The sequence below is a fragment of the Desulfomonilaceae bacterium genome (genome assembly GCA_041662605.1).
In the GTDB taxonomy this organism is placed as follows: domain Bacteria; phylum Desulfobacterota; class Desulfomonilia; order Desulfomonilales; family Desulfomonilaceae; genus CAJBEZ01.
This window is the reverse complement of sequence record JBAZSD010000027.1, coordinates 1-22,882: the sequence shown is the minus strand read 5'-3', so window position 1 is coordinate 22,882 and position 22,882 is coordinate 1. Positions and strand designations below refer to the sequence as shown.

Annotated in this window: 17 protein-coding genes and 5 tRNA genes; 2 read left to right on the top strand and 20 right to left on the bottom strand. The window is 46.0% G+C overall.

Features of this window, described 5'->3' with window-relative positions; all coding sequences use genetic code 11:
- Positions 1–116: 116 nt before the first annotated feature.
- From rpoC to WC647_16540, 20 genes are all read right to left on the bottom strand, one after another.
- The gene (gene rpoC, locus WC647_16635; GenBank protein MFA6223930.1) at positions 117–5,054 is read right to left on the bottom strand and encodes a DNA-directed RNA polymerase subunit beta'; all 4,938 of its coding nucleotides are present in this window, start codon (positions 5,052–5,054) and stop codon (positions 117–119) included.
- A 170-nt stretch (positions 5,055–5,224) separates the two neighbouring features.
- Positions 5,225–9,463: a DNA-directed RNA polymerase subunit beta gene (gene rpoB, locus WC647_16630; protein MFA6223929.1), complete on the bottom strand. Its 4,239-nt coding sequence runs from the start codon at positions 9,461–9,463 to the stop codon at positions 5,225–5,227.
- Positions 9,464–9,587: 124 nt separating this feature from the next.
- Positions 9,588–9,977, bottom strand: a complete 390-nt coding sequence (gene rplL / locus WC647_16625) for a 50S ribosomal protein L7/L12 (GenBank protein ID MFA6223928.1) — start codon at positions 9,975–9,977, stop codon at positions 9,588–9,590.
- 51 nt (positions 9,978–10,028) lie between these two features.
- The gene (gene rplJ / locus WC647_16620) at positions 10,029–10,571 is read right to left on the bottom strand and encodes a 50S ribosomal protein L10 (GenBank protein ID MFA6223927.1); all 543 of its coding nucleotides are present in this window, start codon (positions 10,569–10,571) and stop codon (positions 10,029–10,031) included.
- 210 nt (positions 10,572–10,781) lie between these two features.
- Positions 10,782–11,486 (bottom strand): 50S ribosomal protein L1, encoded by a 705-nt coding sequence (gene rplA, locus WC647_16615; GenBank protein ID MFA6223926.1) that lies wholly within the window; start codon positions 11,484–11,486, stop codon positions 10,782–10,784.
- A gap of 9 nt (positions 11,487–11,495) precedes the next feature.
- A complete protein-coding gene (gene rplK / locus WC647_16610; GenBank protein MFA6223925.1) occupies positions 11,496–11,918 on the bottom strand; it encodes a 50S ribosomal protein L11 in 423 nt (140 codons plus the stop codon).
- An 86-nt stretch (positions 11,919–12,004) separates the two neighbouring features.
- Positions 12,005–12,535, bottom strand: coding sequence for a transcription termination/antitermination protein NusG (gene nusG, locus WC647_16605; GenBank protein ID MFA6223924.1), 531 nt, complete (start codon positions 12,533–12,535; stop codon positions 12,005–12,007).
- A 54-nt stretch (positions 12,536–12,589) separates the two neighbouring features.
- A complete protein-coding gene (gene secE, locus WC647_16600) occupies positions 12,590–12,796 on the bottom strand; it encodes a preprotein translocase subunit SecE (protein ID MFA6223923.1) in 207 nt (68 codons plus the stop codon).
- Positions 12,797–12,847: 51 nt separating this feature from the next.
- Positions 12,848–12,923: transfer RNA gene (locus tag WC647_16595), tRNA-Trp, on the bottom strand.
- A gap of 20 nt (positions 12,924–12,943) precedes the next feature.
- Positions 12,944–13,093, bottom strand: coding sequence for a 50S ribosomal protein L33 (gene rpmG / locus WC647_16590; protein ID MFA6223922.1), 150 nt, complete (start codon positions 13,091–13,093; stop codon positions 12,944–12,946).
- A 70-nt stretch (positions 13,094–13,163) separates the two neighbouring features.
- Positions 13,164–14,357, bottom strand: a complete 1,194-nt coding sequence (gene tuf, locus WC647_16585; GenBank protein MFA6223921.1) for an elongation factor Tu — start codon at positions 14,355–14,357, stop codon at positions 13,164–13,166.
- A gap of 116 nt (positions 14,358–14,473) precedes the next feature.
- Positions 14,474–14,550: transfer RNA gene (locus WC647_16580), tRNA-Thr, on the bottom strand.
- An 89-nt stretch (positions 14,551–14,639) separates the two neighbouring features.
- A tRNA-Gly gene (locus WC647_16575) sits at positions 14,640–14,715 on the bottom strand.
- 30 nt (positions 14,716–14,745) lie between these two features.
- A tRNA-Tyr gene (locus tag WC647_16570) sits at positions 14,746–14,830 on the bottom strand.
- A 5-nt stretch (positions 14,831–14,835) separates the two neighbouring features.
- Positions 14,836–14,911, bottom strand: a tRNA-Thr gene (locus WC647_16565).
- A gap of 71 nt (positions 14,912–14,982) precedes the next feature.
- Complete coding sequence (gene ispH, locus WC647_16560; protein ID MFA6223920.1) at positions 14,983–16,734, bottom strand: 4-hydroxy-3-methylbut-2-enyl diphosphate reductase; 1,752 nt, start codon at positions 16,732–16,734, stop codon at positions 14,983–14,985.
- Positions 16,731–17,348 (bottom strand): nucleotidyltransferase family protein, encoded by a 618-nt coding sequence (locus WC647_16555; protein ID MFA6223919.1) that lies wholly within the window; start codon positions 17,346–17,348, stop codon positions 16,731–16,733. The genes ispH and WC647_16555 overlap by 4 nt, the downstream gene beginning before the upstream one ends.
- A gap of 117 nt (positions 17,349–17,465) precedes the next feature.
- Positions 17,466–18,611, bottom strand: a complete 1,146-nt coding sequence (locus WC647_16550) for a glycosyltransferase family 2 protein (GenBank protein ID MFA6223918.1) — start codon at positions 18,609–18,611, stop codon at positions 17,466–17,468.
- Positions 18,612–18,741: 130 nt separating this feature from the next.
- Entirely contained in the window at positions 18,742–19,839 is a 1,098-nt protein-coding gene (locus WC647_16545) for an HlyD family efflux transporter periplasmic adaptor subunit (GenBank protein ID MFA6223917.1), read from the bottom strand.
- The gene (locus WC647_16540) at positions 19,820–21,220 is read right to left on the bottom strand and encodes a TolC family protein (protein ID MFA6223916.1); all 1,401 of its coding nucleotides are present in this window, start codon (positions 21,218–21,220) and stop codon (positions 19,820–19,822) included. Before WC647_16540 ends, WC647_16545 begins: the two co-directional genes overlap by 20 nt.
- A gap of 383 nt (positions 21,221–21,603) precedes the next feature.
- Between WC647_16540 and WC647_16535 the strand changes: the two genes are divergently transcribed.
- Positions 21,604–22,536, top strand: coding sequence for a transposase (locus WC647_16535; protein ID MFA6223915.1), 933 nt, complete (start codon positions 21,604–21,606; stop codon positions 22,534–22,536).
- Complete coding sequence (locus tag WC647_16530; protein MFA6223914.1) at positions 22,523–22,705, top strand: hypothetical protein; 183 nt, start codon at positions 22,523–22,525, stop codon at positions 22,703–22,705. Before WC647_16535 ends, WC647_16530 begins: the two co-directional genes overlap by 14 nt.
- The last annotated feature ends 177 nt before the right edge of the window (positions 22,706–22,882 follow it).

Sequence of the window (22,882 nt, the reverse complement as noted above, 5' to 3'; positions counted from 1 at the left end):
CTACAACAACATGAGAGTGAACAGCCAGCGATTCAAGCTGGTTATCCTGATTAAAGCCATAAAGAAAAAAACTGTTCTTTTCTAACAAAAACGCTGGGGCGCGGCGCGCTTCCAATCTAGGCTATTTCTCTAGCCGTGTCAGCGTCGGGATTCTGAGATACTGATGTTCGTTGAATAGATTCATCACCTTCATTATGCTTCAGTCTTAGGTTCTTGTACTGGGACAGACCAGTGCCCGCTGGGATGAGACGTCCCATGATGACATTTTCTTTTAGTCCTCTCAAATAATCGATTTTCCCGGATATAGAAGCCTCTGTCAGCACCTTGGTGGTCTCTTGAAAACTCGCCGCGCTTATGAACGAATCTGTAGAAAGAGAAGCCTTGGTAATTCCCAGAAGCAACGGTTCCGCAACCGCCGGTACTCCTCCGGCTTGAATAACCCTATCATTTTCTTTTTGGAAGAGAGATCTCTCAATCTGCTCTCCGACGAGAAAATCAGTATCGCCGACTTCTTTAACTTTAACTCTTCGTAACATCTGGCGAACTATCACTTCTATGTGCTTATCATTTATTTTCACACCTTGAAGTCGATAGACTTCCTGAACCTGGTCGACAAGGTATCTCGCAAGTTCTTTTTCACCTTTGATACCGAGGAGGTCATGGGGATTAGTCGATCCTTCCATCAGGGCGTCACCCGCGTCGACCCAATCTCCGGCATGAACTGAAATGTGCTTGCCTTTGGGTATGAGATATTCACGCGCGTCACCTACATCAGGTCTAACCACAACCTTTCTTTTGCCTTTCGTATCTTTGCCGAATTCGATTTGTCCTTCAATTTCAGAGATTATCGCAAATTCTTTTGGCTTACGCGCTTCGAAAAGCTCTGCCACACGAGGCAGACCACCTGTAATATCTTTTGTTTTGGTGGTTTCACGAGGGATCTTCGCTATCACGTCACCCGCATGAACTTGTTCCCCTTCTTTAACCATTATGTTCGCGCCTACCGGAAGAAGGTAACGAGCTTCCGAATCGCCGATCTTGATGGTTCTTCCGCGGTCATCTTTAATTGATACCCGTGGTCGTATTTCGGAATCACGGTCTTTGTACTCAACGATGACTTTTCTGGACAAACCCGTAACTTCATCAACTTGCTCGTTCATAGTTACGCCTTCGATAATGTCACCGTATTTGACGATTCCCGAGACTTCAGTGATAATAGGAATAGTATAGGGATCCCATTCTGCAAGGAGAGTTTCACGATTCATATGTTCGCCGTCTGTGACACGCAGTTTTGCGCCGTAGATGACCTTGTTGCGCTCGCGTTTTTGACCTTTTTCGTCAAGGATTGCCAGAGAACCGTTCCTGTTCATGGCCACAAGTTCTCCATCTCGGTTGACGACCGTCTTGAGATCAACAAACTGGATTTTCCCCTCATTTCGTGAAAATAGCTGGGATGAACTAGACCCGAGCCATTCTAGAAGCACTTGGCCTTCAGAATCTATTCGATCTTTATCCTGAACTTTTACATTCATGTAGTCCATAACTGGGTATCGTTCATACAATCGATACAGGTACTCACCATTCCGCTCACCAAGAAGTTTAAGTATCCCACCTCTTTTTTCCGACTCGGACATGCGAGGCTGCTTGATGTCTTGATCGAAAATGAAGCTTTGCGGTAGTATTTGTGAGTTGGTTCTTACTACGAATCTACAGCCATCGGCCAATTGAAACTTCTTTTTATTTCCTTCTTCATCCTGAAGGGAAAAAGACTTCTTATCCGCGGAAATAGTAATCTTGCCACCGAGGTTTTCAGCTTGGGCCGGAGAATGGTTCTTACCCTTATAAAGAAAGGAGTTTTCTCTGAGAGTCTGGCCATGTTCTATAAACCATTGATCCACTTCGTTTTTAGGGACTGAAAAATCTTCATATACAATTATCGCCTTGGTTTTATCCTTTTCTTTTTCCAAGAGGACGGCGCCTTTTTTCCTGGCCGAAATAATGTTTCTTTTCAATGAAGCTGTTCCACCAATGTGAAAGGTTCTCATTGTCAACTGAGTTCCGGGCTCGCCAATGGATTGAGCGGCTATTATGCCGACAGCTTCACCTATATTAACCATTTTGCCGTGAGCCAGATCACGACCATAACAAAGGCTACACACTCCCCTTTTGGCCTGACAGCTCAGAACCGACCTGATTCTAACCCTGTCAATTCCTGAGTCTTGAATTTGATCACGATGTTCTTCTTTGATTTCTTCATTAGCCTTAACAATTATCTCACCGGTATACGGGTGTTCAATATCTTCAAGCGCCACTCGACCAAGGATTCTGTCCGCAACATGCTCGATGACTTCACCACCCTCTTCCAATGAAGCCATTTCGATTCCATCGAGAGTTCCACAATCTTTTTCATTTATTATCGCGTCCTGCGCAACGTCGACCAATCTTCTTGTAAGATAACCGGAGTTTGCTGTTTTTAGCGCTGTGTCAGCGAGACCCTTACGGGCTCCATGGGTCGAAATAAAATATTGTAAAACGGTGAGTCCTTCCCTGAAATTAGCTTCTATGGGGGTTTCAATAATCTCACCGGTAGGTTTTGCCATCAGCCCGCGCATCCCGGCCAACTGGCGAATTTGCTGCGTGCTGCCTCTAGCTCCTGAATCCGCCATCATATAGATTGGGTTAAAACTCTCTACTTGTTTCTCTGATCCGTCTGGAAGAGTTATAGATTCCAAACGAAGCCCGTTCATCATCCGTTCTGATATGTCTTCATTAGCGCGTGCCCAGATATCGATAACCTTGTTGTATCTCTCACCGTCGGTAATGAGGCCTTCTTTGTACTGATCTTGGATTTCAAGGACTTCTTTTCGCGCCTTGTCTATAATTTCTTTCTTGGATTCGGGGATTCTCATGTCGTCAACGCAAATAGAAATCCCAGCCTTGGTAGCGTAGTGATATCCAAGATCTTTGAGTCTGTCCGCAAGGATGACCGTCTTTTTGTCTCCGCATTTTCGGTAGGCTTCGTCAATAAGGTTAGCAAGTTCCTTTTTCTTCATGACCTTGTTAATCGAAGCAAAAGGGATTTCCTCAGGAACGATTTCTCGGAGTATAATTCTTCCTGCGGTGGTTGGAAGCATTTCACCATTTTCCCGCACAAGGATTCGGTCATGAATCCCCAGCTTCCCCGAGTCGTGAGCTACCCTGACTTCCACCAAATCTGAGAATTTCTTGGGCTCTGTTTCTAGATCTACGGGTTTTTCGCGGGTAAGATAGTACAACCCGAGCACGATATCCTGCGTAGGAACTATGATCGGCTTTCCATGAGCAGGAGATAGAATGTTGTTGGTGCTCATCATGAGTACCCTGGCTTCAACCTGGGCTTCTATGGATAAAGGAATATGAACGGCCATCTGGTCCCCGTCAAAATCCGCGTTAAACGCTGTGCATACTAGAGGGTGAAGCTGTATGGCCTTTCCTTCTACCAGAATGGGTTCAAAAGCCTGAATACCAAGTCTGTGGAGCGTAGGAGCACGATTTAGCAGGATCGGATATTCTTTGACGACGTCTTCGAGTATATCCCAGACTTCTGGAGTCTCTTTTTCAACCAGTTTTTTGGCGCTTTTTATAGTCGTGACATATCCGCGCTCTTCAAGTTTGTTGTATATGAAGGGCTTGAATAATTCCAAAGCCATACGTTTCGGCAGGCCACACTGATGCAAACGGAGATCCGGCCCGACCACTATGACGGACCGACCCGAATAATCAACACGTTTGCCCAACAAGTTCTGTCTGAAACGTCCCTGTTTGCCTTTGAGCATATCTGATAGCGATTTTAGGGGTCTCTTATTTGGACCGGTGATCAACCTTCCACGTCTACCGTTATCAAACAGGACATCAACGGCTTCCTGGAGCATTCGCTTTTCATTACGAAGGATGATTTCCGGGGCGTTAAGCTCTTTGAGCCTTTTGAGGCGATTGTTTCTATTAATAACCCTTCTGTACAAATCGTTCAGATCAGAAGTAGCAAAACGACCGCCATCCAGCGGGACCAAAGGTCTTAAGTCAGGAGGAATGACCGGAACAGTAGTAAGTATCATCCAGGCGGGGTTCTGCCATTGTCTGAACTTACCAAGGCTTTCGGGATGCACGATACGAGAGCGCCCAAGCCGGTCAATTACATTCTTTATTTCGATGAACGCAAGCTGCTTTCGAACCTCCCAATCTTCTGACTCACGCCATTTGACCAGGATTTCTTGAGCAGCTTGAATAAGTTCGCCTACAAATCGGCCCTTTTCGCTTTCAGGATCAAATGATTCCGACATAGAGGAAAGCTCGGAGACGAGGATTTCAGGGTCTATCCCTTTCAAGGATTCAAGAACCCGCAATCTCTTGGCAAGTTTTTTTCTCTTTGCTTCAGAGGCTGAATCCTTCATTTCTTCCCTAACTCTGACGCTTTCCGAAACGAGATCCAATCTTTCGAGCATCAATCTCACGGCCTCGCCACCCATGAGGGCCTCAAATGTCCCTAAATCTTTTCCATATTCTTCTCTTAATTGATGGTATCGCTCTTCATTGATGAGTTCTCCCGGGCGAAGATCCGTATTTCCAGCAGAAATCACCAGATAGGATTCAAAATAGAGAACTCGTTCCACTTCTTTGAGAGTAAGGTCCAGAAGAGTTCCGATTCTGCTAGGCAAGCTTTTCAGAAACCAGATATGGGCAACCGGAGTGGCTAGTTCAATGTGCCCCATCCGTTCCCGACGAACTTTGGATTGAATGACTTCAACGCCACATTTTTCACAAATTGTGCCACGATGCTTCATTCTCTTGTATTTTCCGCAGTTACACTCAAAATCCTTGACTGGACCAAAAATCTTGGCGCAAAAAAGGCCGTCACGTTCAGGCTTAAAAGTACGGTAATTTATGGTTTCAGGCTTCTTGACTTCACCATGACTCCACTCCCTGATCTTCTCGGGAGACGCCAGCGAAATCTTTACGGCGCAAAAATTTAAAGGATCTTTAGGTTTTTCAAAAAAACTGTAATAAACGTCTTCCATGCTTCCCTCCAAGTTGTTGGGAAAACCGACATTAACGGTTTCGAGGGATTGAAACGGCCACAAATGGTCAGGCCGTTTCACCAGTATTTTGTTGTTCAAAGCGAGATCGACTTTACAAACTTTTCAAAAGTTATATTGCATCAACGCTTAAAGAGCTTCGTTTAGCCTTTCTACGCAGCAGTGCCCGGGTCGCTTTCCAAAAGTTCTACATCAAGGCCCAGCGATTTGATCTCTTTAACCAAAACGTTGAAAGATTCGGGCAAGCCCGGCTCGAGCACATTGGTTCCTTTCACGATGCTTTCATACATTCTTGTGCGTCCTGTGACATCGTCAGACTTGACAGTGAGGAATTCTTGAAGAGAGTAGGCCGCTCCATATGATTCCATGGCCCAGACCTCCATTTCTCCGAGTCTTTGGCCACCAAACTGAGCCTTTCCTCCAAGCGGCTGCTGGGTCACAAGGGAATAAGGCCCTATGGCCCTCGCATGTATCTTGTCGTCAACAAGATGATGCAGCTTCATCATATAGATGATCCCGACGGTAACCATCGTGTCAAAAGGTTCTCCCGTACGTCCATCGTATAGTTGCGTCTGACCCGAAGTTTGTTTTCCCGCCTCTTTAAGGATGTCTTTAATTTCGCTCTCTCTAGCTCCGTCAAAGACCGGCGTAGCGATTGGCACACCAAGGCGGAGAGAAGCCGCAAATTTTCTCAACTCATCCTCATCCATTTCTTCAATGATCTTACGGATTTTCTCTCGTCGCTCTACTTCCTTGACTTCATAAATTTCAAGAAGTCTTGCTCGCAGTTTGTCCGGGGAACACTGTTCCTTGAGGAGCTTGTCTAAAGCTTCTCCCAAGCCACGCGCCGCCCATCCAAGATGTGTCTCGAGAACCTGGCCAACATTCATTCGGGAAGGCACACCGAGTGGATTCAACACTATTTCTACCGGTGTTCCGTCTTCAAAATAAGGCATATCCTCTTCCGGCAAAATCCGTGAAAGAACACCTTTGTTACCGTGACGCCCAGCCATTTTGTCCCCGACCGAGAGCTTTCGTTTGATGGCGATGTAAACTTTGACCAGTTTGATGACACCTGGCGGTAATTCATCGCCCTTTTTTAGCCGGCTTATCTTCTCGTCGAAGTGCATTTTCCAGAAGTGTTTCTGGTCGCTGAACCTCTCTATAATTCTTACAACTTCATCTTCCAGGCTTGATTCAGAGCTCTTTAACGAAACGTTTCGAATCGCTTCCAATGGGATAATGTCAATCACGTTCCCGGTAATCGTTTCGTTCTTTTTGAGAAAGGAAACACCGGTTTCGGGATCCGACAATGCCGCGGCCACTTCCTTGCCGACCAGCATATTTCGAATTCTTTCTCTCGCTCCTTCTTCGACTATCCTTAGTTCATCGTCCCGATCTTTGGTTAACTTCGCTATTTCCTCATTTTCAATAGAAATGCTTCTGCTATCTTTATCAGTTCCTTTTCGGGAAAAAATCCTGGCGTCAATAACTATACCTTCCACACCAGGAGGAACTCGCAAAGAAGTATCCCTAACATCTCCAGCCTTTTCCCCAAAAATGGCCCTTAGAAGCTTCTCTTCCGGGCTGAGCTGATTTTCGCCTTTTGGAGTAATTTTGCCTACGAGGATGTCGCCTGGCTTAACCTCTGCGCCGATTCGAATAATGCCCGCTTCATCGAGATTTCTTAGGCCTTCTTCACCAACATTCGGGATGTCTCTGGTGATTTCTTCTTTACCTAATTTTGTGTCGCGAGCCATGACCTCAAATTCTTCAATATGAATCGAGGTAAAAATATCTTCTTTTACTATTTTCTCACTAACCAGGATGGAGTCCTCATAGTTGTACCCCCCCCAAGCCATGAACGCCACGAGCACATTACGACCTAGAGCAAGTTCTCCTTTATCCGTCGCAGGTCCATCAGCTATGACTTGGCCTGCAGCGACCCTATCCCCTTTTTTCACAATCGGACGTTGGTTTATACAAGTGTTCTGGTTGGATCTTTGGTATTTCGTAAGGTTATAAATGTCCACACCCGGATCCAAATCACCCTCTTCAAATTCTGTAGCCTTCACAACAAGTCTTGTAGCGTCTACAGAATCCACTACTCCGTCCCTACGGGCCAGAACGGTGACCCCGGAATCAACAGCGACGACCTGTTCCATGCCTGTGCCCACCAGAGGAGCCTGCGTTGTCAGTAGCGGCACAGCCTGACGCTGCATGTTAGAACCCATAAGCGCACGGTTCGCGTCGTCATTTTCAAGGAATGGGATTAATGATGCCGCCACCGACACCAATTGATTGGGTGATACGTCCATGTAAGTGGCTTCGGAACCGCTCCCCATAGCAAACTCGCCGTCTTTTTTTCTAACAGACACAAGATCTTCAACCAGTTTGCCATTTTCGTCGATAAGAGCGTCAGCCTGAACTTTTACATGCTCTTCCTCATCCAAAGCCGTCAGGAACTTTATTTCGCGACTGACGACCCTGTCGTGGACAGGGCGGTAAGGAGTTTCAATGAAACCAAATTCATTGACTCTAGCGTATGTAGACAGTGAAACGATCAATCCAATGTTCGGACCTTCCGGAGTTTCAATCGGGCATATTCGGCCGTAATGGGTTGGATGGACGTCTCTAACTTCAAAACCGGCTCGCTCTCGTGTGAGGCCGCCAGGTCCCAAGGCGGACAAACGCCTTTTATGAGTGATTTCACTTAGTGGATTAGTCTGATCCATAAACTGTGAAAGTTGGGAGGAACCGAAGAATTCCTTTACCACCGCCGTCACAGGTTTAGCGTTAATCAGGTCATGTGGCATTAATGTTTCAACGTCCTGAAGACTCATCCGTTCTTTTATGGCCCGCTCCATTCTGACCAGACCGATTCGATATTGATTTTCAAGAAGTTCCCCGACGGATCTGACCCTTCGATTCCCCATGTTGTCTATATCATCGATCTCATGTCCGGGTTTGCCCTCTTTTAATTCCAGAAGGTACTTGACCGCCAACATGATGTCATTGGGTCTTAGGGTTCTTAGAGACAGAGGCGAATCATGCTCTAAAATGCCGAGCTTGCGGTTCAGTTTTAATCGTCCCACACGAGACAGGTCATAATACTCAGTCCTAAAAAACAAGTTGTTGAAGAATGTCTTGGCGATTTCAACTGTCGCGGGATTGGAAGGCCTGAGTCTGCGATATATCTCGATCTCAGCGTTAAGAGTTTCGTTTGATGTCGAGTCATCCGGAAACAGACGTTTGTATTCCTCAGTAACTCTATTGGGGCGGTCATCAATCTTGTCTTCCAGTAAAGTGTCTCTCAAGGAAGAAGAGGCGATCCTTTCTTCGATGAACAACGCCTCAAACTGATCTATATTTCGACTCCGAAGCTCTTCAATAAAACTCTCTACTTCATCTGGCGCTATTTCCTTGTTACACGCGGCTACAACCTCTCCAGTAGTCTCATCGATGATGTCATGCGCTACAACTTTGCCTGCAAGTTCATGAGGCTCCATCATCAAAGGAGCGACGCGCCTTTCTCCCAAACGTTTGAGAGCAGCCCTGGAAATTTTTTTGTTCTTTTTGACCAAGATCTCACTTGAGCCCTCGACAAAAATGTCGGCGGACGCATGAGTCCCGACCAGAAATTTGAGGTCGACTTTTCTCCGCAAACCGTCCGGAGTGATCATTATTGTTTGTTTATTATAGAAATAATTGAGAATGGTTTCGCTAGAAAAACCAAGCGCTTTCAGTAGCACAGTAACGGGAAGCTTTCTGCGGCGATCTATTCTCACATAAAGGCGATCTTTTAAATCGAATTCAAAGTCAATCCACGATCCTCGAAGAGGAATAATTCGAGCCGAGTAGAGCAACTTGCCGCTCGCGTGTGTTTTCCCTTTGTCGTGATCAAAAAATATGCCTGGTGACCTATGAAGCTGGGAAACAATTACCCGTTCGGTGCCATTGACTACAAATGTCCCATATCTCGTCATAATGGGAATTTCACCGAAATATACTTCCTGTTCCTTGACGTCACGAATAGTGCGAGAACTGGTGTCGGGGTCAACATCCCAAACAATCAACTGCACCGTAATCTTTAACGGAACAGAATACGTAACACCTTTCTGAAGGCATTCTTCCACTGAGTATTTTTCTTCCCCAAGCGTGTACTTGATGAATTCAAGCGACGCTGTATCGGTGAAGTCCTTGATAGGGAAAACTGAGCGAAATACTGCCTGCAGACCAATATCTTCCCTTTCTTCAGGCGCTTTGTCCATCTGAAGAAATCGATCGTAGGATTGACTTTGAATCTCGATAAGTTTTGGGATTCCAGCTATCTGAGGAATCCGCGCGAAATTCTTCCTGAGCCTCTGAGAGTGCACGGAAAAAGAACCCATTTTCTCCCTCTAAAATCCGGTGATCTTTACAGGTGGGGACAGTGGTAGGAGTTCCAATTACTCAGGCCGCGCTCGCGCGGTAGACGCGAGTCAGCGGCCAACAAAAAATAAATTTTTTATGAGTTCAGACGATTTCTACAACGGCTCCGACTTCTTCTAGAGCAGCCTTCGCCTTTTCAGCGTCTTCTTTGGAAACACCTTCTTTAACCGGTTTCGGCACACCTTCCACTAAATCCTTGGCTTCTTTAAGGCCTAGATCAGTCAGAGATCTGACGACCTTGATAACCTGGATTTTCTTGTCCCCGAATTCTTTTAGGATCACGTCAAATTCGGTTTTCTCCTCAACCGGGGCTGCATCTCCCGCCGCCGAAGCCGCTCCAAAAGCGGCTACGGCTACAGGCGCCGCCGCAGATACCCCGAACTCTTCTTCCAATTCTTTTACTAACTTACTGAGTTCCAAGACTGACATGTTTCTTATGAACTCTTTAACGTCCTCTTTTGTAATTTCCGCCATTATTTCCTCCATTCGCTGTATAGCAAAAAACATTTAGAGTCCGTTTACGGGTTATCCCGCGACAGGAGCGGACTCAGCTTTTTTGTCCTCGATAGCTTTGAGCACAGTCAGGAACGACCTGGGCACGGCTGCGAGTGTACCGACAAAGGCGCTAATAGGCGCAACCATGGTTCCCAGCAGACGGCTAAGAAGTTCCTCTCTCGATGGTAGCTTGGCCAGACCTTCCAGATCAGAAGCTTCAAAAGCCTGACCCTGAAGTTCTCCCTTGACCAGTCCAAGATTTGGATGAGTCTTAGCGAAATCGACCAGCGTCTTGGCCAGAGCCGGGACGCCGTCATCAGAATGCGTCCAAACAGCGGCCCTAGTTCCAACCAGGTCAGGGCCCAAGCACTCCACATCGGTATTCTTGTAAGCCAAACGAACTAGAGTGTTCTTTAGGACCTTAAGTGACCCCCCACGCGTTCTGACTTCTGAACGTAGGGTGTTCATTTCGCTGACGGTCAGACCCTTGAAATCAATGAGAAAAACCGCCCTGACTCCCTGAAACTGATCTCGAAGCCACGCCACCTGTTTTTCTTTTTCATCTTTCTTCAAATCTAAGCTATCCCCTTTCCATCGGAGGGATTACAGCGAATCGAGGCTATGCGGATATGAGGATTCAGTCTTGGATCACCCGTTTCCGGCCCGTCTCGGCTGGCCTCAATTAAGCGCTCACGATCAGCGCGCCCGCTGTCTCCGACATGACCATAGAATTAATTCCTGATTTTGTTGACTTGCGTCTCCTTAAAAAGTGTAAAAGTTATGTTATTTGACCAAGTTTCTCATTTCTTGTGGGTCAAGCTTCAATCCCGGACCCATGGTCGTGGAAAGAGCTATACCTCGTAAGTAGACACCTTTGGACGCTGAAGGTTTCAATCGAAAAATACTCTCCATCAGAGCTTTGAAGTTCTCAGCGAGCTTGTCAAAACCAAAAGACACGCGACCTATAGGGCAATGGACAATACCAGCCTTTTCAACTCTGAATTCAACTTTGCCACCTTTAAGTTCGGAAACTGCTTTACCGATATCGAAAGTTACCGTGCCTACTTTTGGATTAGGCATCATGCCACGTGGGCCCAGGATCTTTCCCAATCTACCCACTACACCCATCATGTCAGGAGTGGCCACAGCCTTATCGAAATCAAGCCATCCTTCCTGAATTTTCTTGGCGAGATCCTCTGCGCCGACATAATCCGCCCCGGCGTCCCGAGCCTCTTTCTCTTTTTCCGCCTTTGCGAAAGCCAATACCCGTACAGTTTTTCCTGTGCCGTGGGGAAGGACACACGTTCCTCGAACCATCTGATCGGCATGTCTTGGGTCTACACCAAGTTTCACCGCTACGTCCACGGATTCATCGAATTTTGCGTAGGCTGATCCCACAACGGTTTGCAAGCCCTCAGTCAAAGAATATTTCTTTGAACGGTCTACGTTTTCTCTGGCCGAAACTTTCTTTTTTGCTACGGACGACATATCGTTCCTCTACTCAACTTCTATGCCAAGGCTACGCGCTGTTCCCATTATTGTCTGAACAGCGCCTGGCAAATCTTTGGCGTTAAGATCAGGCATTTTTATCTTCGCTATCTCTTCCACCTGTTTAAGCGTCAGACGGGCAACTTTGTTTCTGTTGGGCTCTGGAGAGCCTTTATCAAGACCCGCCGCCTTTTTCAGCAAATAGGACGCTGGTGGGGTTTTTAGTATGAAGGTGAAAGACCTGTCAGCATAAATCGTTATTAATACCGGGATAATAACTCCCTGTTGTCCCTGGGTCTGCGCGTTGAACGATTTGCAGAACTCCATAATATTAACACCGTGTTGACCCAATGCAGGGCCTACAGGAGGTGATGGCTTCGCTTCGCCGCCAGGAATCTGAAGTTTGACATAAGCTGTAATTTTCTTGGCCATAAAGACTCTCCCAAAGAAACAGAGTCCCGAATGATAAGCAATGTTTCGAACTCTGTTCCGTGTCTAAAAACTGAAAGGCCTCAAGATTAATTCTTGGTAACCTGAATAAAATCCAATTCCACCGGAGTGGGCCGACCGAAGATGCTCACCAAAACCTTTAATTTACCTTTGTCTGGTCTCACTTCTTCCACCGTGCCGTTAAAATTGATGAACGGTCCGTCTACGACTCTCACGGAATCACCTTTTTCAAATGAATATTTTGGCTTAGGCTTTTCCCTTCCTTCGGCCATCTGCGCCTTGATACCGTTGACTTCTTCGTCTGGAATAATAGCGGGTTCCGTCCTTGAACCTATGAACCCCGTGACTTTAGGGGTGCTTTTAACATGATGCCACGTGGTATCATCAAGCTCCATACGAACAAGAATGTATCCGGGAAAGAACTTCCGATTGGAGGTTTTTCGCTCTCCTTTAACTAATTCCACTACAGACTCCGACGGTATAAGAACATCGGTAATCCGATCCTCTAACCCCAAAGTCTTTATTTTTTCTTCCAAGGCGGTCTTGACCTTGTTTTCATAGCCGGAATATGTGTGTACAACGTACCATCGCAAAGCCACGAAGAGGCCTCCTGCTATCTGGAAAAACGATAATGAGACAAAATCCTAACCAAATCAGACCTGTAGAAGAGCTTTCATGATTCTGGCCAAAGCCCAATCGCTAAATCCTAAATATATGCCCACCAAGGTGGTCAGTACGAGCACTACAAGAGTGGATCCGAGGGTTTCCTGTCTCGTCGGGAAAGTGACCTTCAGAAGTTCAATTTTAACTTCTCTAAAGAATTCGACGCTCTTTTGGAAAAACTCTTTTACTTTTTCCATAATGCTTTCCATTGCCCGAACAATCCCCAAGCGCTGAAGCTTCATGCGGAGTGGCAGGCCAGAAGGGATTCGAACCCCCAACCCCCGGTTTTGGAGACCGGTGCTCTAGCCGTTGAGCTACTGGCCTACTGATTTTAGCTCTTCACGCTACTTCGTTTCCTTGTGAAGCGTATGAGTTCGGCAAAATTGACAGTATTTTTTAAACTGCAATTTGTCGGGGGTTGTCTTTTTGTTTTTCGTGGTGGTGTAGTTCTTCCGCTTACACTCACCGCACGCCAAAGTAATGATGTCTCTCATCTATGTCCTCCTCCACCGGTTTAAGTCCCGAATGGAGCAAACCGGAGAGAGTCAAAAACCGACCTGAAATCTATTCAATAACTTCAGAGACGACGCCGGCGCCAACGGTTCTTCCGCCTTCCCTGATAGCGAAGCGGAGTTCTTTTTCCATGGCGATAGGGGTGATAAGATGCGCTTCAAGAGCCACATTATCACCGGGCATCACCATCTCGACTCCCTCAGGAAGCGTTATAATGCCTGTCACGTCGGTAGTCCTGAAGTAAAACTGAGGCCTGTATCCGTTGAAAAATGGAGTATGACGTCCACCTTCCTCTTTACCCAGAATGTATGTCTCGGCCTTGAACTTGGTATGGGGAGTGATCGACCCGGGCAACGCCACTACCTGGCCCCTCTCAACATCTTCTCGCTTGATGCCTCGAAGAAGAAGACCAACATTGTCTCCGGCCTGACCGGAATCCAATACCTTGCGGAACATCTCAACACCAGTGCAAACCGTCTTGCGGGTGTCCTTGATCCCTACTATCTCAACTTCTTCCCCAACCTTGATCTGACCACGCTCGACCCTACCGGTAACAACCGTGCCTCGTCCGGAAATGCTGAACACATCCTCTATCGGCATCAGGAAGGGCTTGTCTACGTCTCTTTGAGGCACAGGTATATAGGTGTCTATAGCCTCCATCAACTCAAGTATGCACTTGCAGTCGGGATGCTTGGGATCACCAGCCTCCAAAGCCTTTAACGCGCTGCCCCTGATAATCGGTATATCGTCTCCCGGAAAATCATAAGAACTCAATAGCTCTCTCAATTCCAACTCAACCAACTCTATGAGTTCCGGATCGTCAACCATGTCGACTTTGTTCAAAAAAACCACTACATAGGGAACACCAACCTGACGAGCCAACAGTATATGCTCTCTTGTCTGAGGCATAGGACCATCATTGGCTCCCACAACAAGGATAGCTCCATCCATCTGGGCCGCGCCGGTGATCATGTTCTTGATATAATCGGCGTGTCCCGGACAATCCACATGAGCGTAATGCCTTTTGTCCGTCTGATACTCCACGTGAGCCGTAGCTATCGTAATGCCGCGCTCTTTCTCCTCGGGCGCCTTGTCGATCTCCTCGAAAGGCACATACGAGGCCAATCCCCGCTTAGCCAACGTCCGCGTTATTGCCGCTGTCAACGTCGTCTTGCCGTGATCGATGTGACCTATCGTCCCTACGTTCACGTGTGGCTTCGTACGCTCAAACTTCGCCTTGCCCATGGGCTCCTCCTTAAATATTCGGAAAGAAAATAACCGTAAAGTCTCTATTCATTTTTAAAAAGATATAACTTCAAAATCTCCGCAAAAGGTCGTAGTCACTACGAGTCAAAATCTGATGGAGCCCACGACCGGGATCGAACCGGTGAACCTCTTCCTTACCAAGGAAGTGCTCTACCGACTGAGCTACGTGGGCAAAATTAAAGTTCGTAGGTTCAATTTCTACGTGCCTACGTATTTTACAATAAGGCGTCACATCCAATTGTTAAAACGCCTCAAGAAATGTGGAGCGGGAAACGGGACTCGAACCCGCGACGTTCAGCTTGGAAGGCTGACGCTCTACCAACTGAGCTATTCCCGCCGCGCCAATAAAACGGACCGCGCAATTGGATGGTGGAGGGGGGAGGATTCGAACCTCCGAAGGCGTCGCCAACAGATTTACAGTCTGCCCCCTTTAGCCACTCGGGAACCCCTCCACGACTGGAGCTGGCGATGGGACTCGAACCCGCAACCTGCTGATTACAAATCAGCTGCTCTACCGGTTGAGCTACGCCAGCAAACGGGTCCTCTATAAAAACAACTTTTTTACCCCAATTGAATACCTGTGTCAAGAAAAAAGTCGGTATTTTCACGCGACTACCCGATAAATCAAACTGACAACTCCTGCAAAAACAAAGTTCCCGTCAATTAGGCCTTCATAAATAAGTCGGTCAACAAGATGACCTTTCTTGTAAAAATCAAACAACACCTTGAACACTAATACATTGATGAGCAACACAAATCCAAAAGGCGTTGTCCAATTCCACATGCTAGAAATGAACAGTAAAAAACACAAGAGAATAAGCAGGATATTAAGAATTTGTTCGGTAACCCGGCCGCCGAAAAGTATCGGAATTGTGTCACGCCCTCCAATCCGATCACCCTGAACATCTATAAGATCCGAAAGCGCCGTCCTCCAAAATACCATTAACGCGGCGGTCATAAATGCTACAATAAGCCCTGAGACTTCGTGTGTAGCGTTTTTGGAAAAAAAGGGAATAATGACGGCCGCCATGGCCCAGCCCAAAGCTACCAAGGGAGTTTTTGAACCAGGAATATCTTTGAGTGACTTCCATTTCAGATTGGGTATTTTAAGGCGCCCTAAGATTGGAGCAGGGTATAGAATCCCTGTAACAAGCATTCCTACTAGAAGGAAAGTGGAAATTAACCCAATCGAATGAGCGGCTATGATTGCTATAAGAGCCGATATTCCTGCCAACCCCGCCAATAAAACGCCATGTCTGGAGTAAAATGAAGCGATTTCAGGCGTGTTGAATCGGAGCGCGCCGGAACGTTCCTGAACGCGATTTGAAAGATGCATAGAGAATACAAACATGGCCGAAACTACAATAGAAGAAACAGTAATAGGGGCCCCTTGCATCGTAGCGCATGCCATGGTAAGGCCCGCTCCCCCCAGCGCTGCCCAAATGTAAGTCATAATCGTAATATCCAGAAGGCGTCTTAGTCTCGGCCAAATTCCGGACCTCGAATCAAGGTCTATTTGCTTCAACTTTTCGATCACTGACCTAATCTGCCAGTTTGGAGTGCTGGCGCCGGCTGTTACTCCGATCAGGTGGCTTCCTTCGAGATCAGTGACGGATATTTCATCGGCAGTCTCAACATGAAGTACCTTGATTCCGTTCTCTGCTGCGACTTTTGCAAGTCTTCCGGTATTCCCTGACCCCTTTCCACCAACAACAATTACCATGTCTGCTTCCCTAGCTAGCTCTCTGGTCTCGGCCTGCCGTTTTCTTGTAGAGTCGCAAATGGTATTGTAGATATTTGATTTAAAGCCCTTGTTCCTCAATATTTCGACAACTTTGTCAAACTTGTCAGGCTCTTGAGTTGTTTGGGCTACAACGAGCAAGGATCTGCCCGGTGGGATAGAAGCTACTCTATCTATCATTTCCGGGCCTGAAATTGCGAGGGCTCCAGCACGGGCGAATCCGACCAGACCTCGAACCTCCGGATGATCTTCGTCCCCTACGATCACGCAGAAATCCCCTATTTTGGAGTGCTTTGTAATTAACGCCTGAACTCTGGTAACACGTGGACATGTAGCGTCAACAATGTTAACCCCTTTTGATTTCAAAATGTTATATTCGTCCGGTGAAATTCCATGAGCTCTAATTATTACTGTGCCGGTTTCTATGTTTTCTATTGAATTAGTTTTGTTTATGCCTCTGGTCTCCAGCAGGCTTAACGTCTGGGGATTATGGATCAGCGGGCCATACGTCATTATAGGCAATGGTAATTCTTGCCGATTCAAATCAAGAGCGAGATCGACTGCTCTTCTAACACCCATACAAAATCCGGCGGTTTTTGCGATTCTAATTTTCATGAATCCCTAATTAGCTTGTCCCCTTGAGGAGACACTTTGTAGTAGTCCGCCTCAGTGTCCACATCATAGTCATCATATTCTTTTCCAAATTCAACGGTTTTGATTCTTGTTCTATGCAAACGAAGGATCTCTCTTCCTCCTATATCTCCTGTTATCTCCTTTAATGCCGGAAAAAATTCCGCCGGGAATATTACGGGATTTGTTCTTCTACCCCTCACAACAGGAGCGATAATCTTGTTTGTATTATCTAAGCTAATTGAAATCAGAGTGTTGATCACTGAAAAATTGAGGTAAACCTGATCAGCCAGAATAATCATTACGGCGACGGATTTCTGTATGACTACATCCAAACCAAGACTGATGGAATATGACATTCCCAATTCAGGGGAATCGTTAATCACATTTACCAATCTGGAATAACAAAATTGATACTTCCCGCTGAGTTCATCATCTTTCAGAGGATGGCGAGTCACTGCAACGATGGTGTTTAATCGCGAACGAAGAGCCTGAGAAATGACTCTAGACAAAATGGTTTCCCCAGAAATTTTGAGGGCCATCTTATCACAGCCCATCCTTGTAGATAATCCTGCAGCTAATACTAGAGCATCGACCATTGAAACGATTTAAATACTTGTCCTGTAAATCTTTTTAGACCTTAGACCTATAGAATTCCTGCTTCCAGGTCATGAAATGCTTCCAGAGAAGGCCCAGGGGCGTAAGGAATCTCTCATCTAGGACATCTTCAAATCCTTAACTTTGGTAACCAGGCCTCCGCGGCCACAATAATACCTCTTGCCGGCCCAATCAATATGCTTGAGAAAAATGGATCTAAAACACACAAAAGTGGCTACCATTATGAGAATGGGAAAGGAGTAAATCCACTTGAGAATGGGAAGTCTGGGGTGGTTAAGATAACGTAACGCTAATACCAAAGCGAAAACCCCAATCCAGAAGATTAGGCCAAGGACAGCGTATTCAGGTCCAATATATCCTAAAGAGTACAAAAATAAACCACATGTAGACATGATCAAGGACACGCAAATAGAAATATGCCAAATTACTGTAAAACCCCAGATCACGGGGTTGGTAAATTTTGGGAAAAGAATCTGCCTGTCCAGAAAGGCCAGGAGGCCACTAAATTTCTGCTTTTTTACAGGTGTAGAAAGAAAATTTTCGGGCGAGACATGCACCTGTATCTTCGCTTTTGTCAAAATATTTCCCAGAACCAGATCATCAACCACCGTCTCTGACCAAGCGTCGACTACTTGCAGTCTTTCGAAGGTTTTTCTTCTGATCACAGTGCCGCCGCCCCATGGTTTTGGCGTCACAGTGAGAAGGGCAAAGACTGTAGTAGCGTAAATAGCCTGGCAAACTCCAGGAACATTGATGTCTTGAGGAGAGAATGAGCGAAATGTTGTGCAGACCTCGAATTTGGCCGATCTTACAGGCTCACTTATTCTGGTCAGCCATCCGGGATCGGCGGAGTTTGAGCTATCGCAGAATACCAAAATTTCTACATCAGGATCTAACTCTGATATTGCTCTTGCCAGTCCAAAATTCTTCTGGCCGCAGTGATAGCTCTTTCCACTAAAAAAAATTCCAACATGTGGATATGAGGAGCAGAAATTCCTCACTAGTTCAATCACGGGGTCCAGTTGATCCTCCAAAATGAAGATTACTCTATAGTTTGGATAATCTTGGGTCAGGAGTGATGACAGTATTTTTTTTGAATGAGAAGTAATCCCTTTTAGTGGTACCAGTATTTGAATAAGGGGGGTAGGAAGTTGTGAGTCGACAAGTCTACTGGACGATCGAGCCTTCGTTATCCGGCTTATGCCGATCCAAAGCAACAACGAAGCCGAAACTAACGAAAACACGATAGGTAGGCAAAAAAGCCCGAAATGGGAGCCAAAGGAGAAAAGTCTTGTTAAAAATTCAGAATAAATAAAGGCCAAAACCTCATAGTAAATGAAGAAATCGAAGACCAGCGCATAAGTCTAGATAAACCTATTGAGTGACACTCACTCTAACATTACACGTAAGGCCATCCTTAATCTTTCCATCGCCATTTTCAAGAAGGCATTCTATTTCGTAATCGGCTGGAACTTCAAGAGCGGGATTGCGGCTTACCCAAGGGATACGACTAACTCTACAGGGATATTTCTTGTCGGGGATGGCGTCAAATATCACAGCGCCTCTATCTCCGGTTTTAAGTTTAACCAAATCGAGTTCATGAACCTTGCATCTAACCACCATTGGGTTTGTCGGGGCTATCGTTATGGCTGGAAATCCTGCGGGCTGCTCAGCGTCGACTCGGAGCTCTGGAGAAAGCCACAAGATCTGACCTGTTATGGGAGCCTTCAGAAACGCTATATCTTGAGGAATACTTGAATCCGCATAAGAGCGTCTAGTTTGGTACTCAAGCAAGTCCATGTCGCGTCGTTGCTTATCTTCAAAAAACTTCAAGTCTTCTTGGGCTCGGACCAAACCTTCTTGCGCCTGTTTAATAGATTCCTTGGTTTCTAGAAGCTGCTTTTCCGCTGTTTCGTATTTTCTCTCGGCGTCTTTTACCGCTTCAAGCTCCGCTAGATTCTTAACATGCAACTGACGAATGTCGGTCAGGTCATTTTTGGATTTCTCCAGATCAATATTTTTTAACCTGAGAGAAACGTTTCGTAGCTTATCAAGGGTTATTTTCTGATCATAAACAGCCTTTTTCAAATCCAGAACTCTGGCTGGATACAATGTCCCCGTAACCTGGATCATAGACTGGCGGTCAAGTTTATATTTAACCAGTGTGTCATTTTCACTAATAAGCTGTCCTTCTTTAACGTCAATTGAGACGATCTCTCCACCGTAAGGCAGAACAATTTTTCTCTGGAATACAGAAAAACTCTTGCCCCTAAAAATGATTTCAGCCTCAGACTTGGCGTCTGCAATTTGAGGCACAATAGCGGCCTTAACCGGCGGGGGACTCGACTCGGCTTTCTTAGGTTCATGGGTCACGACCAAAAGCGCTAAAGAAACCAAGGCCACAAAGCTCGCCAGTGTAACGCCCAAGACCCTAAGGCGGGGCCTGAGCCTTTTAATATCGAATTGCGGCATTGTACTTGTTCAAACCTCCAGAAATCGTAGCCAATTCAATTAGATCGTTAACCCGCGGCTGAAGACTTTCCGCTGCTTCCAGGTGAGCCTGAGTTTTCTTTATCCTCTGATCCATGTAATCGTTATATTCTATACGTCCGGATTTGTAGTTAGTGAAAGCCTTTTCTTCGGCTAAATCAGCCAACTTCGCCTTTTCACGAGAAAGGCTTTCTCGTTCGCCAGAAAGTCCCATACCATTTCTAAGCTTTTTGAACTTCATGTATAGCTGCTGGGAAAGTTGCTCACGATCAAGGTTATATTTTTGAGCCAACAGTTTTTGGCGCTTTACGTCGCGCACTCGACGAAACCCGTCCCATAGAAAATAGTCCAACCCTAAGGCAAGATTGAGGCCCGACGCGGCATTCGGAGTATTGCTGTTATCCTGAAATACAAAAGCCGGTTGAGGAGCTAAAGCAACATACGCCCCCGTCACAGAGTTGGATTGCATTTGTTCCTTTTTTGCGGCGATCTTCAACTGTAAGTTACCCCCCTGTATGTCGGCGAAGGTAATCCAGTTAGGTTTAAAGCCATTCAAAATCTGGTTTGTCGCGTCCCGAGTATCCAAAGGCAAAAAATAATCCGGATGATAGCCGATGAGTGCCTTAAGTTGACCAGTCTTGTCCTGAAGATCATTTTCAAGCGACTTAACCTTGATTTGTTGAGCGCGATTATCGTTTTGCATAGTCTGAAATTCGAGGGGATCAATCTTGCCCTGATCGTTTTTGCTTTTGGCGAAGTTGAGTTTGTCCTGGACGAGCGCAAGAATTTGCTTGGATCCTCTGATTGATTTTTCAAGACAATGGATGCTGTAGAAGATTCTGGCGATGTTAGCCGTAGTATCTGAAATTTTGTCAAAGTGGGAAATCTTCGCAATATCTACCATGATGCCCTGACTCTTGATCTTCAAAAGAGCCAAATACGGATTCCAATTTGCCATGTTGAATTGAACTTGCCATCTACTCCCGGAGGACCCGTTGGAATAGACGTCGTCGGTTCTGACTAGATAATACCGGGTAACTAATTGAACCGTGGGTAGAATTTCAGAGTGAGCGTCTTTAAGGTCTATTGATTTTAATTGGATATCAATTCTGTTTTGAGTCAGAGCGTCAGAATGAACCAAAGCGTAACGCACGCACGTTGGGAAGTCAAAATACCCGTACGATTCCGGTTTGATCTGCGTTTGAGCTGAAACGCCGGATGCTCCAAGAATGGTGAAAAAGCTGAGAAACGTACACAAGGCGGCGCTGCGCAAAACGAGCCTGGTCCCGATCCTCAGAACAGCCAGACCCAACGACCTAGTTGCGGAACTTTTTTCAGCTTTCCTCGTGGCAGAAGATATCACGTGATTTCCATACCCTAAGTCCTGTCAAGCTTAGCTTTAAGGACGACTCTCAACACGTTGTAAACATTAAAATAAGTTAAGTCACAAATTAAGGCCACGGTGATGGGGTAAGTATATCGAAACGGCCAAAGATTGTCAACGAAGTTTTGAGGCTAACGGTTATGGCTACATTTCCAAAGAATATTATTTTCAAGGGGTTATAATTAGTGAACGTTCGAGGTAACCCCTGAACTTCAAATGGAGTCAATGAAATTTGAGCTAACTTATGAGCCACTTGCAAAAGTGTTTTTTGGGTGTTTAAGCATGTGTAATAAATGAGCTTCACGGGCAGGCCCGTGGTATAGTGTTTTTGCAAAAAAGACGCTTTTTCACGGGAGGCGCCAGTGAAGCTTAGGAAGAGAATATCATGGTTGATGGGGACACTGCAACGCAGTCTGTTTCCGAAATTGCAGGAGTCATGGAGCGATCCTCTAACCGAAAAAGAGAAGCAACTTGTGTCGATCTTGGAGTTGATCCAAGTTGAGACTTTTGTTCCAAAAAGCTCTTTTACTCAGTCGTTCGGAAGAAAACTTCGCTATCGTGAATCGATAGCACGGTCCTTTGTCGCTAAGTCTGTTTATGGATATCCTTTCACAAGGTCGTTGATTGAGGCGCTTAAGACTACGCCGAGTCTGCGTAAGATCTGTGGTTTTGACAAGGCTTCAGACATTACCTCGGAGTCCACTTTCTCCCGGGCTTTTGCCGAGTTTGCTGATAGTGGTCTTGGTGATAAGGTCCATGAGGCTTTGGTTGAACGATCTTTGAAAACGGAACTGATAGGGCATATATCCAGAGACTATACGGCCATAGAAGGCCGTGAGAAACCAGTAAAGAAAACACCGAAGGAAAAACCTTCTCCGAAAAAAAGAGGTCGTAGAACCAAAAGGGAACACTCAGAACCCAAGGAAGTAAAACGATTGGAGCGTCAGATTCATCAATCAGCGGAACAGGCGTTAAAGGAATTGCCGGTTGCCTGCGATGTCGGAACCAAGAAGAACTCCAAGGGATACAAAGTAAGTTGGATTGGCTATAAGTTTCATGCGGATGTCAATGACTACGGTCTGCCAGTGAGTGTCGCTATGACCTCCGCATCATTACACGACAGTCAGGTAGCCATACCGCTCATGAAGACGAGCAGTTCCAGGGTAACATATCTCTATGATGTCATGGATTCGGCCTATGACGCTGGGCTCATTTATGAACTTAGCAGGAGTCTCGGCCATGTGCCCATAATAGACAAGAACTCTCGTGGCAAGGATATTCATGGCTCCTCATGAGGCTGCCAGATATAAAGAAAGAACAGCGGCGGAGCGGTTCAATAGTCGTTTAAAGGAAGAGTTCGGAGCAAACAACATTATGGTTCGAGGAGCCTTGAAGGTAAAAGCTCATTTAATGTTTGGTGTGATTGCGATCTTTGCGGACCAGTTGATCAAATTAGTAAACTGATCAGCTACAAACACAAACGAAGAAACGATCAACAGGATAGTCGCGCCTAGAAACAGAAAAATTGTGAGCTAAACCCACAAAATTTGACTGACTGATTATTTTGACCTATAAAATTGCCATAAAAGGCTTGATGGACCCTGAAAACACTAATTCCTAGGGGAGTTTTGCAAAAGGCTC

Bases quoted from the DNA above. Each gene is read 5' to 3' on its own strand.
- rpoC (MFA6223930.1), bottom strand. From the start codon at position 5,054: ATGGAAGACGTTTATTACAGTTTTTTTGAAAAACCTAAAGATCCTTTA.
- rpoB (MFA6223929.1), bottom strand. From the start codon at position 9,463: ATGGGTTCTTTTTCCGTGCACTCTCAGAGGCTCAGGAAGAATTTCGCG.
- rplL (MFA6223928.1), bottom strand. From the start codon at position 9,977: ATGGCGGAAATTACAAAAGAGGACGTTAAAGAGTTCATAAGAAACATG.
- rplA (MFA6223926.1), bottom strand. From the start codon at position 11,486: ATGTCGTCCGTAGCAAAAAAGAAAGTTTCGGCCAGAGAAAACGTAGAC.
- rplK (MFA6223925.1), bottom strand. From the start codon at position 11,918: ATGGCCAAGAAAATTACAGCTTATGTCAAACTTCAGATTCCTGGCGGC.
- secE (MFA6223923.1), bottom strand. From the start codon at position 12,796: ATGGAAAAAGTAAAAGAGTTTTTCCAAAAGAGCGTCGAATTCTTTAGA.
- rpmG (MFA6223922.1), bottom strand. From the start codon at position 13,093: ATGAGAGACATCATTACTTTGGCGTGCGGTGAGTGTAAGCGGAAGAAC.
- tuf (MFA6223921.1), bottom strand. From the start codon at position 14,357: ATGGGCAAGGCGAAGTTTGAGCGTACGAAGCCACACGTGAACGTAGGG.
- ispH (MFA6223920.1), bottom strand. From the start codon at position 16,734: ATGAAAATTAGAATCGCAAAAACCGCCGGATTTTGTATGGGTGTTAGA.
- WC647_16555 (MFA6223919.1), bottom strand. From the start codon at position 17,348: ATGGTCGATGCTCTAGTATTAGCTGCAGGATTATCTACAAGGATGGGC.
- WC647_16545 (MFA6223917.1), bottom strand. From the start codon at position 19,839: ATGCCGCAATTCGATATTAAAAGGCTCAGGCCCCGCCTTAGGGTCTTG.
- WC647_16530 (MFA6223914.1), top strand. From the start codon at position 22,523: ATGGCTCCTCATGAGGCTGCCAGATATAAAGAAAGAACAGCGGCGGAG.